The 13372-nt window shown below is 68.0% G+C and carries 9 protein-coding genes; 1 reads left to right on the top strand and 8 read right to left on the bottom strand.

Annotation, left to right across the window (positions count from 1 at the left end):
- Nucleotides 1-19: 19 nt before the first annotated feature.
- From G7043_RS37720 to G7043_RS37685, 8 genes are read right to left on the bottom strand one after another with little or no spacing between them, the layout of a single operon-like run.
- Nucleotides 20-2830: a discoidin domain-containing protein gene (locus tag G7043_RS37720; RefSeq protein ID WP_166053465.1), complete on the bottom strand. Its 2811-nt coding sequence runs from the start codon at nucleotides 2828-2830 to the stop codon at nucleotides 20-22.
- Nucleotides 2809-4230: a glycoside hydrolase family 43 protein gene (locus G7043_RS37715; protein ID WP_166053464.1), complete on the bottom strand. Its 1422-nt coding sequence runs from the start codon at nucleotides 4228-4230 to the stop codon at nucleotides 2809-2811. Before G7043_RS37715 ends, G7043_RS37720 begins: the two co-directional genes overlap by 22 nt.
- 11 nt (nucleotides 4231-4241) lie before the next feature.
- Nucleotides 4242-6671, bottom strand: coding sequence for a glycoside hydrolase family 127 protein (locus G7043_RS37710; protein WP_166053463.1), 2430 nt, complete (start codon nucleotides 6669-6671; stop codon nucleotides 4242-4244).
- Nucleotides 6671-7495 (bottom strand): hypothetical protein, encoded by an 825-nt coding sequence (locus G7043_RS37705; RefSeq protein ID WP_166053461.1) that lies wholly within the window; start codon nucleotides 7493-7495, stop codon nucleotides 6671-6673. The genes G7043_RS37710 and G7043_RS37705 overlap by 1 nt, the downstream gene beginning before the upstream one ends.
- A 10-nt stretch (nucleotides 7496-7505) precedes the next feature.
- Nucleotides 7506-8291 (bottom strand): carbohydrate ABC transporter permease, encoded by a 786-nt coding sequence (locus G7043_RS37700; RefSeq protein WP_166053460.1) that lies wholly within the window; start codon nucleotides 8289-8291, stop codon nucleotides 7506-7508.
- Complete coding sequence (locus G7043_RS37695) at nucleotides 8288-9109, bottom strand: carbohydrate ABC transporter permease (protein ID WP_313888268.1); 822 nt, start codon at nucleotides 9107-9109, stop codon at nucleotides 8288-8290. The genes G7043_RS37700 and G7043_RS37695 overlap by 4 nt, the downstream gene beginning before the upstream one ends.
- Nucleotides 9110-9112: 3 nt before the next feature.
- On the bottom strand, nucleotides 9113-10348 hold the full coding sequence (locus G7043_RS37690) for an ABC transporter substrate-binding protein (protein WP_166053568.1): 1236 nt from the start codon (nucleotides 10346-10348) through the stop codon (nucleotides 9113-9115).
- A gap of 31 nt (nucleotides 10349-10379) precedes the next feature.
- Nucleotides 10380-12254: a glycoside hydrolase family 127 protein gene (locus G7043_RS37685; RefSeq protein ID WP_166053569.1), complete on the bottom strand. Its 1875-nt coding sequence runs from the start codon at nucleotides 12252-12254 to the stop codon at nucleotides 10380-10382.
- A gap of 144 nt (nucleotides 12255-12398) precedes the next feature.
- On the opposite strand from G7043_RS37685, the gene G7043_RS37680 reads away from it, so the two are divergent.
- Nucleotides 12399-13370 carry a LacI family DNA-binding transcriptional regulator gene (locus G7043_RS37680; protein WP_313888267.1) on the top strand — a complete coding sequence of 324 codons (972 nt, stop codon included), beginning with the start codon at nucleotides 12399-12401 and terminating at the stop codon, nucleotides 13368-13370.
- Nucleotides 13371-13372 lie beyond the last annotated feature (2 nt).

Raw genomic sequence — 13372 nt, 5'->3', positions numbered from 1 at the left:
GTACGTCCTTTGAGATTGTTCAGTGGATCTTTATCTCCGTCAGTCCGGTCTTGAAACCGCTGACGTGAGTCATCTGCACCCGCAGTCGTTGCGTGTTGACCGGGGTGAACTGGGCGAGGTTGTAGTTGGCACGAGGTGTGGCCGGTGTTTTCACCTGTCCGGCCACGTCGGCCCAGCCGCTGCCGTTCCAGTACTGGACCTGGTACGAAGCCGGTGCCCGATAACGGTTGCCCGCGCGGTCGTCGCGGAAGTACAGCCGTGCCTCGCTGACCGAACGCTGCTGACCGAAGTTCAGCTCGAACCAGTCGGTCGCGTTCGGAGAGCCGGACGTGCCCCAGATCGGTTCGTTGATCGGGAACCCGTCCACCGCCGCGCCGACCGACGTGCCGGACGCGGTGTAGGACGCTGACGGGCCCTGAGCCAGGTTCGGCCGGGTCGAGGTCAGGTCCACGCCCGCCTTGGCGAACACGTCCACCATGCGCGGGCTGTTCTGCACGACGTCACGAGGAGCGCGCGCGGCGGGCACCGAGGTCTGGTAGGTCACCGAACCACCGGAAGGCAGGGTCACCTGACCGGTCGCCGGGTCGTAGAGCACGCGGGTGAGCCGGTCGACCGTGAACGCACGGCTGCCGTTGAGGTACACCGAATAGCCCTGCGGGACGCCGTTGTAGCGGGTCACGCCGTCGGACGGATCGTCCCACACGACGCTCAGGTCGGTGTTGCGGTGGCGCAGGTTGTTGACCGCGAAGTGGGACCAGCCGATGTTGATCGGCGACAGCTCGATCAGCCCGTCGGTGCGCGGCCGCAGCCCCGCGACGTCCTCGACGACGGTCCAGTTGCTGCTGCCGAGGATGTTGTGGTGGATCCACGACCGGTACTGGATCGAGCTGCCGTTCCAGTCCGCCCAGAACTCGTTGGCGTCCGGCCATTGCGTGTTGCCGCCGATGTACTGCGCCCAGGTGTTCCAGTACAGCAGCTTCTTGTAGTCCTCCGCGTTCATCCACTGGTTCTGGTAGTTGCGCAGCACCGAGGAGTACAGCCGGAACTGCACGGTCGAGTTGATGGTGGAGAAGTTGTTCGAGCCGGGGTGGCCCGCTGCCGCCGCGGCCGCCTTGTCCCGCTGGTTGGCCGTGTAGAACGGGAACACCGGGTACTCGGCCGGGTCCGCGAACAGCCGCAGCGACTGCTTGTACTGGTCGGTGTTCGGCATCAGGCCGACCGAGAACGGGTAGTAGTTGTTGATTTCCTTCCACGGCACGTGCGCGTTCGTGGCCACGTGCTTGTGCTCCAGCAGCTGCCGGGACGGGTTCCACAGAGTGTTGATCACCCCGGACCGGATGCGGTCGGCCAGCGTCTGCATCTCGGCGGCCTTGGCGGAGTTGCCGGCCAGTGCGTAGGCCTGTTGGGCGGCAACGGCTCCGCTCCACACGTACGCCGTCTCCGCGCGGTCGAGCCGGCCTGCCCGCCAGTCGAACGACACCGCGTCGGCGTCGTTGCCGGTGAGAGCACCCCAGTCGTACTCGATCACACTGTTGTTGTTGGTGTCGTAGAACGACAGTTGCCCCTTGGCGTCACCTTCGGCGTACCGGGCGAGCAGCGCCGCGATCGCGGGTTGCCCACCGTGGACCTGGTAGGCGCGCCACGCCGCCTCGGAGATGTACTGGGTGTAGGAGTTCGACCAGTTCTCCGGGTCGCCGGGGTTGTCCATGAACCGGCCGCCCTTGGACGTCTGTCCGGCGGAGAGCCACCCCCCGGCGGAGTAGACGGGATCACGCAGGTACTTCAGGTCGTCGATGTGCATCGGCTGCGTCAGCACGATCGCGTTGTTGTACCCGGTGGCGCCCTCGACCGAGATCGGGAACTGGAAGTCCTGGCCGGGGATGTCGACGTCGAGGTGGTTGAACCGCATCAGCCACCAGCGGTAGTACACGTTCTTCTTGATCGCCGCGTCCGGCACGTCGATGTACGGGATGTTGTCCGCCCACCAACGGTTGTAGGCCCGCACGTGGGTGGCGAACGCCGTCTCGGGCGAGTATCCGCGGTAGGACTGGTACTCGGTGGACGACTCCGGGATCTCGGTGGTCAGGAAGCCCATGGTCACTTTGGTGGTGACGGTCTGGCCGGCGCCGACGGTGATCGACCGGTCCAGGCCGCCGTTGTTCACCCCGAACCCGTCGCCCGACAGCCGCGGCCGGATCGTGGTGAGGTTGTTCTTCACCGGACGGCTTCCGGTCAACTCGTTGCCGCTCGCGGAGGTCGCATAGGGCGACGTGGCGCGCAGCTGCAGCGTCGCGGACGACCCGCCGGTGTTCACGATCGCCAGGTTCGTCACGGCCACGTTGTTGTGCGTGATGAACTTGGTCATCTCCACCCGGATCGCGCCGCTGGTGAAGACACCCTTGTAGTGGCTGGGTTTCTGCACGCGGCTGTTCACCTGCTCGGTGAAGTTGCCGGGTGACACGGCGACCGAGTAGGCGTTCTGGCCGCTGAGGTCGTCCCAGTAGGCCGATCGGCCACCGAAGCCGATCACGCCTGGGTTGTGGGTGTACATGAACAACCCGCGCCCGCGGGTCATCAGGAAGTTGCCGGCGGGGTCGTTGCCGGGACGGGCCAGCAGGCGGTCCATCCAGAAGTCGGTGCCGGAGCTTTCCGCGTCGTAGATCGCGCGCATGGTGCTGCCGGTGTTGTACCCGACCGGCGGCGCGGGGATCGACGGTCCGTTGAACGCCGGATAGCCGATGGGCTGCGCGGCCGAGGCGGCAGGTGCCATCCCGCCCGCGATCAGCACCACGGCCAGCGCGGGTGCCGTCAGGCGGCGAATGCTTGCCATTCCAGGACTCCCGTCGAAAGGCCGGTCTTCGCGGTGATGTTCAACCGCAACCGGGTCGTGGACACGGTGGGGAACGAGAGGGTGTTGAAGGTGTTCGCGGCCGTCCCGCACGAGCCGGGCAGGTCGGCGTAGGCGCTGCCGGTCCAGTACTGCACGCGGCACGACGCGGGCAGGTCGATGCCCTGGTCGTCGTCGAACCAGTAGACGGCCGTGCGGTTGATCGATCTGGCGGACGGCCAGGTGTACTCGATCCACTGCGTGCCCTGCTCGGGCCAGTTGCCGTACACGAGGTTCGACCGGTCCGCCGAACTCGTCGGTGTGGCACCGTTGTTGACTGCGGACAGGGTCTCCCACGGCGACACGTAGGACGTGGTCGCGGTGGCGCTCAACGCGATGTTGCCGGCGGGAGGGCCGCCGGGGTTCGGCGGCGGACCCGTGGTGGTCTGGGTGACGCGCTGCATCGTGCCGTCGGCGTTGAAGCGCAACAGGTCGACGGCCACGGACCGGCGGAAGTTGCCGCCGCCGGGCGCGTTCGCGTTGTGGTAGACCATGTACCACTCGCCGTTGAACTGCGCGACGCCCGCGTGGTTGGTGGTCGACGAGACCTGGCCGAGCACGACGCCGCGGTGCGTCCACGGCCCCATCGGGCTGGTGGCGGTGGCGTAGCGCTGGCAGGCGTAGCTGGACGAGGTGACGCAGCCGTTGGTGTCGTTGGCCGCGTAGATCATGTAGTAGAGGCCGTTGCGCTTGAACATGAACGGCGCTTCCCAGAAGTTGTCCAGCCCCTGCGGGGTCACGACCGGGCCGTCCAGTTCGATCATGTTCGGCTTCAGCTTCGCCGCCCGCGCGCCCCAGTAGCTGCCCCAGTAGAGGTAGGCCTGGCCGTCGTCGTCGGTGAAGACCGTGGGGTCGATGTTGAGTCCGGACGAGTTGGGCGTGCTGTCGCTGATCAGCGGGCCGCCCTTGGCGTCGGTGAACGGACCGAGCGGGCTGTCGCCGACCGCGACGCCGATGTCCATCCACCCGGCGCCGTTGCCGTTGACCGAGGTGTACCAGTAGTACTTGCCGCCCCGCGGTTCGACCTCACTGGCCCACGCGTCGGCGCCCGCCCAGCGGAACGTGCCGATGTTCGCCTTGGCGCCGTGGTCGGTCCAGGTGGCGGCGTCGGTGGTGGACAGCACGCGCCATTCGCGCATGAGGAAGTTCTGCTGGCCGGACGCGGCTTCGTCCCGTCCGGCGTAGACGTACATGGTGTTGCCGACGACCAGCGGGGCCGGGTCGGCGGTGTAGATCGAGGTGATGATCGGGTTGGCCGCGCTGGCAGGCGTCGCGACGACAACGCCTGCCAGTAGTGCGATCGCGGCGCCCAGAAGAGATGTACGGAGCAGGGTGGCGCGCATCGATCCTCCCTTTACGTGCCGGTGGAGTGGAGGTTCGCGACCTCAGCGGCGGTGAGAGCGCGGCCGTAGACGCGGAACGAGTCCACGGCGCCGTCGAGGAACGGGTCGCCTCCGTACTGGGAACGCCCGATCCAGTTCTGCGTGGTGTTGCCTGGTCGCACCGTCATCGCCGAGTTGCGCGCGACTTCGAGACCGTTGACGTACAGAACGCCGAGATCACCGTTCTGCGTCACCGCGACGTGCGTCCACACACCCTGTGGAAGTGCCGTCGGTGCGTTGATCTGCTGCTCCGCGCCCGCGCCGCCCGTGGTGACGGCGAACCTCGCTCCGCCCGCCGAACTGCGCGGGGTGAGGAAGGCGTAGGCCCCGGTGCCGGAACCGAAGTCGAACACCCGCGACCAGGTCGTCACGGTGTCCAGCCGGACCCAGGTGGCGACGCTGAACGCCACCGCGCCGGCGAGCAGACCGGACGGCAGCACGACGTGCGCGCCACTGCCCGACAGGTCGACCGCCTGCCCGCTGCGGCCGGTCGTCCAGGCCGTGCCGCCGGCGAGGGTGGCGGTCATGCCGTTGCCGGTGGCGTCGTTGGCGTTGCCGTCGAACGGGTAGTGCGCGATGAACGGTGGCGTCTCGGCGACGGTCCAGTAGACGGTGTAGCGCTGCCCGTGGACCTTGTAGAACGGCAGCAGCGTCACCTGGCCCGTGCTCGCCGTGGCCGTGTACTGCAAGGGCGTCGACGTGGGCCTGATCGTCGACGGCTGCAGGGTCGGCATCGACGAGAGGTTGTTCGTGCCGTACGCGCCCGCCAGCACGATCGGCCCGTGCTTGACCGCCTGCACCGTGCGGTTGTCCGGGGTGGACTCCCGCTGCAAGGTCATCGGCAAGCTGACGTCCACGACGTCACCGCTCGCCCAGGTGCGGTTGATCGAGGCGTACGAACCCGGCGTGACCGGTGCCTGCGGCGTTCCGTTGACGCGGATCTGCGCGCCCGCGGCCCAACTCGGGATGCGCACCCGCAACTCGAACGTTCCGGAGCCGGTGATCGTCAGCTTCGTGGCCGCGGTCTCCGGGAAGGAGGTGTCCTGTCGCACGGTGAAACCTCGCCAGTTCACCGTGGAGGCGATGAACAGGTTGACGTAGAGGGTGGTGCCGGAGTGGGCGTAGACGCGGCCGGTGTGCGCGGTGTTGGTCTCCATCCCGGTGCCGTGGCAGCAGGTGAAGTTGTCGTAGTCGTTGCTGTACGTGCGGATGCCGCCCGGCCGCAACGGCACGTAGTAGCTGTGGTGGCCGTGGGTCGAGTTCGGGTTCTGCCCGCCCAGCAGGTGGTTGTAGAGCGTCTTCTCGTAGAAGTCGAAGTACCGCACGTCACTGGGATTGCCCCGGAACAGCTGTGCGGTGAGCTTCAGCATGTTGTAGGAGTTGCAGCACTCGCAGGTGTTGTCCGACAGTTCGGACGCGATCCGGCCGGGTGCCTTGAAGTACTCGCCGTTGGAGTTGCCGCCGATCGCATAGCTGTGCGCACCGACGACGATCTCCCAGAAGTTGCTCGCGATGTCGCGATATCTGGTCGTGCCCGTCGCGTGGTACTCGCGGATCGCGCCGATCGCCTTGGGGATCTGGGTGTTGGCGTGGTAGCCGTTCAACGCGTCCCGGTTCTGCGCCAACGGGTCGAAGATCTCCGCGTGGTCGAAGTACTGCGCGGCGGTGAGGTGCGCCGGGTCGCCGGTGAGCTGGTAGAGGTTCGCCAGCACCTCGTTCATGCCGCCGAACTCGGTGTCGAGCATGTTCTGCCGCTGGTCGTAGGTCAGCCTGCCGTTGCGCCAGGACGCCCACGACGCCTTCTGGGTGAGGACGGTCAGCGCCCGTGCGTTGCCGGTGAGCAGGTGCACGTCGAGCAGGCCGGCCATGATCTTGTGCAGGGTGTAGTACGGCGCCCAGACCTGTTCGCGCGCCTCGACCCGGCCGATGAAACTCTCCGGGAACGCCGACAGGTAGCCGGTGCTGAAGCCGGCGGTCCGGGCCCGGTCCTGGCACACGGCAAGCTGCTCGACCAGGTAGTTCGCCTTGGTGGAGAACGCCGTGTCACCGGTGGCGGCGTACGCCTGGGCCAGCGCGGTCAGCACGTGTCCCGTCGAATGGCCGCGCAGTTCGGTGGTGGGTGACTCCCACCCTCCACAAGGGACGACGTCGGAGGGCAGCGAGACGTTTCGACGGAACGTGTGCAGCAGCCGGTCCGGGTCGAGGAACTTGAGGTAGGCGTGGGTGCGGGTGGTGTTGTCCCGGAACGGTCCGGGTAACAGGGACACCGATCCCAGCGGGAAGAGCTCGGCGGACACCCCGATGTCGGGGCGTGCCGCGGCGAGCGCGCGTGCGGGCAACGCCGCTGCCGCAACGGCGAACGCGCCCGCACGCAACACAGTGCGTCGAGAAGGGAGATTCATCAGTACCCGTACCGGTTCTTCAGATGCCGCCACCAGTCGCGCAACATCCACTTGTCGAACTCGGTGATCACGGTCGAGCTGCCGGCCTTCATGATGAACCCGCCGACCCCGCTCGGTGTCCAGTCGTAGAAGTCGTCCAGACCGAACGTGTGCCCGACCTCGTGCAGGAAGATGTGCACGTCCGACGAGTTCAGGTTGCCCATGAAGTACTCGCTGCCGATCCGTTGACCCCAGTCACCGCCGGCCCCGCCGCCGAAGCCGGCCGTGAGCCACAACGACTGGTCGTAGTGCCGCGCGACGCCACCGGGGCAGCGCGGGTACGTGCCGTTGCGGTTGAAGAACCTGCCGCACCCTTCCGAGCACTGCGGAGCGTTCTCCCTGATGTCGTTGACGTAGATGTCGACCGAGTTGTCGTTCCACTTCAACTGGTTGCGGTCACGCACCGCCCAGCCGACGACCTTGATGGGCACGGACGCGTACGGGAAGTGGTTGTGACCCACCATCGCGTCCATCCACTTCTTGTACTGCCGGGCGAGCTGGGCGTGCACCGCGTCCCGCTGCTGCGCGGTCACCGGCTGGGGCGAGTCCCAGCGCACGCAGAAGTTCAGGTAGCCGCCGTTGGTGAAGATCTGGTCCCAGCCGTAGTTGCGGAAGCCGTAGAGGTTGCCGTACGTGCTTTCCACGTGCTGCCAGACCTGGTTCAACGGGGTCACCAGGTTCGACGGCGGTGTCCACCCGTGGTCCGCTCTCGCCGGAGACGCCACGCCGACCGCCATCACCGCCGCGAAGAGAGCGGCCACGAATCCTTTCCACAAACGGATCATCCGAGCCTCCTCAGCCTTTCAGGGCGCCCGAGGTGAACCCCCGGACGTAGCTGCGTTGCATGAACGCGAACAGCACCAGGCAGGGCGCGGCCATGAACACCACTCCCGCCTCCAACGCGGCGTAGTCGATCGAGCCGTGGCTCGCGGTGCGCATGTTGACCACGGCGAGAACCGTGGTGAACTTGTCGGTCGAGTTGAGCAGGATCAGGGGAGCGAAGAACTCGCTCCAGGAAGCGAGGAACGCGAACAGTCCGACGGTGACCAGACCGGGCCGCACGGCGGGCAGCATGATCCGCACCAGCGTGCCGAAGCTCGTGCACCCGTCGACGCGGGCGGACTCCTCCAGCTCGATCGGCACGGCCTCGAAGCTGTTGCGCATCATGAAGACCGAGAACGGCAGCTGGAACACGATCAACACGAGGCTCAGGCCGATCAGCGAGTCCTCCAGGCCGAGCCAGCCGAGCAGCACGTACAGCGCGATCAGGATCGTCGCGTATGGCACCATCAGGATCGCGAGCGTGAGCAGGAAGAGCAGGTCGCGGCCGGGAAAGCGGAACCGTCCGAACGCGTAGCCGGCGAACGTGGACACGACCAGCGTGCCGGCGACCGTCATCGTGCTCACCAGCACGCTGTTGAGCACGTGCACCGGCTGGATGCCGTTGCCGGAGGTGAAGAGCCGCACGTAGTTCTCCGTGCCGAACCCGGTGTCCGTGCGCACCGACGCCCATCCGCTCCACAGCAGCGGGAACAGGAACAGGATGGCGAGCGCGGTGCCCGTGAACCAGTAGGTCCTCATGCCGACCTCCTGCGCAGGACGGCGAGCTGGACCGTGCTGAACACCGCGAGCAGCACCAGCAGCACGACCGAGATCCCGGCCGCCGAGCCGAGGTCGAGACGGATGAACGCCTCCCGGTAGATCACCATCACGAGCGAGGTGGTGCTGTTGTCCGGGCCTCCCCTGGTGAGGATCCAGAACTGGTCGAACGCGAGCAGCGACCCGGTGGTCATCATCGTCAGCACCAGCGCGATCGTCGGCCGCATCATCGGCACGGTGATGCGGCGAAACGTCTGCCAGCGGGTGGCACCGTCGATCCGCGCGGCCTCGTAGACGTCGAGCGGGATCGCCTGCAGCCCGGTCAGCAGGATCAGCATGTTGAACCCGGCGAACCGCCACAGCACCAGCAGCACGGCCGAGCCCAGCGCCGAGCTGTCACCGGTGCCGGGAAACGGCCCGATCTCCTCGCTCAGCAGACCGAGGAACAACAGCGAGGCGCTGGCGAACCCGACCGCCATCGGCAGGAAGAACGCGGTGCGGAAGAACCCCACGCCCTTCCGCCGGTTCTGCACCAGCAGCGCGAGCCCGAACGCGACCACGAACAGCAGCACGGTGATCAGCACCGTGTACTGAACGGTGAACCAGGCCGCGGACGTCAGCAGCGCGTTGTCCACCACGCCGGTGTAGTTGGCCGGCGCGTTGAACCTCGGTTTGCCGAGCAACGGCCACCGGTTCAGCGACATCCAGCCGACGAGCAGCAGCGGAACCACGAAGAACAGCCCCACCAGCACCGCGGCGGGCGTGGCGTACAGGGCTCCGGTCACCGCTCGCCTGCGCACGACTCACTCCTGCCGCAACGACTTGGTGATCGCCTCGTTGCCGGTCATGAGCGCGGAGCTGGCGTCGCCGAACAGCGCACCGCGCACGGTGGTCAGCCACGGCCCCTGCGGGTCGTTGAAGGTGGCGTTGAAGTTGCGCGCGTACGGCGTCTTCCCCTTGGCCACCAGCCCGTTGGCCGTGACGAGCCGCGGATCCGCCGAGGAGTACTTGTTCGACGCGAGGTCGGTGCGGAACGGCACGCCCTTGCGTTTCGCGATCACCTCGACCTGTGCTTCCTCGGACATCGTCCAGGCCAGGAAGTCCCACGCCTGCTCGGTTTTCGCGCTCGTGGCGCCGATGCCGATCGCGTCGCCGCCGAGGAACGTGGACTCACCGCCGGTGATGCCGGGAATCGGTGCGAGCCCCGTCTTCACGCCCTTGGACTCGATGGCGTCGAGCCAGACCGAGGGACCGGGGGCGATGCCGACCTTCCCGCCCTGTAGCGCGCCGAGCCAGGTCGGGCCCGCCTCGCCCTTCGACGCGGGCGACGCGACGCCCTGGTCGTAGAGATCGCGGTACACGGCGAAGACCTCGGCCATCTCGGGTGAGTCGACCTTCCCGCTGCGACCGTCGTTGTCGAGCACCTCACCACCGGCGGCCCACACCGAGGGCCAGAAGGTGAACTCGACGCAACCGCCGCAGTTGCCGCCGAAGTACGTGCCGTGCACGTCCTCGCCGAGCTTGTCGATCTTGCGGGCGTGCTCGGCGAACTCCGCGAGCGTGCGCGGCGGCTTCTCCGGGTCGAGGCCGGCCTTCGTGTAGAGGTCCTTGTTGTAGAGCATCACCGACAGGTCGATAGTGTGCGGCACGGCGAAGTTGTGGCCCTCCCACGTTCCCGCACGGACGTGGGAGGGGGCTACGGAGTCCTTGAACGGCAAGGACTTGAACTGGTCGGAGACATCTGCCCACAGTCCTTGGGCGGCGTACTGCGGTGCGAACACCACGTCCGCGGCGAAGAGATCCGGCAACGACTTCGCGCCCGCGGCCGAGGCCAGCTTCGCCGGGTACTCCTCGTTGGGGTACGCGGTGACCTCGATCTTGTTCTTGTGCGAGGCGTTGTAGGCGTCGGCATAGGCCTTGGACACCGACTCGGTCGCCGCACGGGTCCACAACGTGAGGGTCGCACCGTCGTCGGCGGCACCGGGTTCTTCCGCACCGCACGCGGCGGTGGCCAGCAGCAGTGTGACTGCCGCGAGCATCGCTTTCACTGTCTCTCCTTTGAGACTGTGGTCAGGCGCTGGGAAGCCAGACCCGCATGGTGGACGGGCCTCGGCGGGCCCAGCGGTGGTAGGGCGTGAGGTGCAGCGGGACGGACGTGCCGGTCCGGGCCGACGGTTCCCCGTACGGCCACGAGGAATCGAGCAGGGACTCGAACCTGGCCCGCACCACCGCGCCGTCACCTGCCTGCTCCGGGCTGTGCCCGACGCAGACCCGCAGCGCGTCGAGATCGTGGTCCCCCAACGACTCGGCGCACAGCACGAGCGGCCCGCGTTCGACCGCGACACAGCCGCGCACCGCGTCGATGCGCGGATCCGGCCAGGTGAACCTGGGCTGCGTGGGCAGCTCCAGCCGGATCTCCTGACCCGCGGTCCAGTCGCGGGTCAGGACGACGTCTCCTGGCGCGACCGGGCGACGCTCGTGATCCACGACGAGCACCGCCCCGGTCGCCCAGTCGGGGACGCGCAGGGTGATGGACCAGGGACCGCCGCTCCTGGCCACCCGCACGGCCACGTCTCCCCCTTCCGGGTACGACGTGCGCACCTCGAGGCCGACCTCGCGGCCGTCGGCGAGCCTGGTTTCCACGTCGCAGTCGGCGTACTGGTGCACCCGCAGGCCGGTGTCGTCAGCGGTGACGAGGTACGACGAGAGGCTTGCCAGCAGCCGTGCGATGTTCGGCAGGCAACACGACACCTCGCGCCACGGCGCCCTGAGCCCGCCGACGTCGAGCCGCTCGCCACCGGCCTGCGGCTGGACGATCGTGCGTTGGTGCAACGTGTTGGCGTAGAAGAAGCTCCGGCCGTCGTCGCCGATCGCGCCGGCGATCAGGTTGTGCAGCACGCGGTCCGCGATCCCGGCGTAGCGGTTGTCGCCGGTGGCCAGGAGCAGGCGCTGGGCAAGCATCACGGTGGCCACGCCCGCACAGGTTTCGGCGTACGCGCGGTCTGCGGGCAACACGAAGTCGTCGCCGAACGCCTCGTCCTGGTGCCGCGACCCCATGCCGCCGGTGATGTGCGTGCGCCGAGCCCACGCGCGGTCGAACTGCTCGGCCACCGCGCCCAGCAGGTCGTCGTCGTCCGTTTCGACGGCTACGTCCACGGCTCCGCACGCCAGGTACAGCGAGCGCACCGCGTGTCCCCGCAGGACGGTCGCCTTGCGCACCGGGATGTCGTCGTTGAAGTAGGACCAGCCGAACTCGTGCGCGGGCAGGGTGCGGTAGCCACGCCGCTCGACGAACGACGCGGCCTGGTCGAGGTAGCGCTGCTCCCCTGTCAGCCGCGCGAGTTCCACCAGCGCTGTCTCGATCTCCGGATGCCCGCAGACCCCCGTGGTGTCCGGTCCGAACGTCTCGCAGACGTGGTCGGCGGCGCGGCGGGCGACGTCCAGCAACGGCCCCGCGCCCGCGGTCCTCGTCCTGGCGACCGCCGCCTGCAACAGGTGCCCGACGCAGTAGAGCTCGTGTCCCCACGCCAGATCGCTGTAGCGCGGCCGCTGCCAGTCCCGGCCGAACGAGGTGCTGAGGTAGCCGTCCTCGGCCTGGGCACCGGCGATCTGGGACGTGAGCGCGTCGATGCGCGCGTCGAGCGCTGGGTCCGGGGACCTGCCGTGTTCCCACGACATCGCCTCGACGATCTTGTAGACCTCGGAGTCGGAGAACTCCCGGCCCTTGCGCTCCCGGGAGCCCGAACCGTTGCCGACGCTGGTGAAGTTGCCGGTCCAGCCCAGTTCGTCCATCCACTCCAGCGCGTGGCCGAGCGTCGCCTCGCCGTTGACCCGCTGCCGGGGTGCCCAGAAGCCACCGGTGATGCGCACCTCGTCCGTCCCCAATGGACGGAGAGGTCCGCGGGACGGGACGACCGGTCCGCGGATCGACTGGGTGTTGCGCATCGTTGCCACACCACGCACTCTGGTGACCGAAAACGATTTCGACAATGCGCCAAGAGGGGCAGAAATCGTCGAACACGCAGTCGAACCTCGTTCGAAAGGATTTCGATGGGCAGACGGCGTTCGGAGGCTGTGACTCTCGGGGACGTGGCGAAGCGGGCGGGCGTGTCCATCGCCACCGCGTCCAAGGCGATCAACGACCGCGGCGAGGTCGCCGCGGCCACTCGAGCGCGCGTGTTGCGGGCCGCGGCCGAACTGTCGTTCCAGCCCAACGTTCTGGCGCAGGGTCTGGTGGCGGGCCGCACCCGCGCGATCGGCCTGCTCACCGACGAGTTCGACGGCCGCTTCGCGATCCCGATCCTGCTCGGCGCCGAGAACGCGTTGTCGAACCAGGAGATGTCGGTGCTGCTGTGCGACACGCGCGGTGACGCGATCCGCCGCAACCACTACATCCGCACGCTGCTCGCCCGCCAGGTCGACGGGTTCATCGTGGTGGGCGACAGCAACGACGTCCGCACGTCGCTGACCGCGGACCTCCCGGTGCCGGCCGTGTACGTCTACTGCAGATCGAGCAACCCGGACGACCTCAGCCTCGTCTCCGACGACGCGGGCGGGGCACGGCTCGCGATCGAGCACCTGATGGCGTTGCAGCGCAAGCACATCGGCCACATCACCGGCCCGCAGCACTACCGCGCCGCCCGTGATCGCGCGGCCGCGGTGCACGCCGTGCTGGCCGAGCAGGGCCTGACGCTCGCGGGCGGTCAGCCGTTGCACGGCGAGTGGTCGCAGCGCTGGGGCCGGCACGCCGCCCGCGTCCTGGTCGCCACCGCGCCCGAGGTCGACGCGATCTTCTGCGGCAACGACCAGATCGCGAGCGGCGTCGCCCAGTCGCTCACCGACCTCGGCCGGCGGGTGCCGGACGACGTCGCGATCGTCGGATACGACAACTGGGAGATCTTCGCCGCGGACTGCAAGCCGCCGCTCACCACGATCGATCTCAACCTCCAGCAGCTCGGCACGACCGCCGTGACACACCTGTTCGCGGCACTCGAAGGAAACCCCGCGACCGGTGTCGTACGGCAGCCGTGCCGACTCGTGGTGCGCGAGTCCACGGCGTGACG

This window comes from Lentzea alba, from assembly GCF_011067745.1.
In the GTDB taxonomy this organism is placed as follows: domain Bacteria; phylum Actinomycetota; class Actinomycetes; order Mycobacteriales; family Pseudonocardiaceae; genus Lentzea; species Lentzea alba.
The sequence above is the reverse complement of the archived record's forward strand: the minus strand, read 5'-3'. Positions and strand labels throughout refer to the sequence as shown.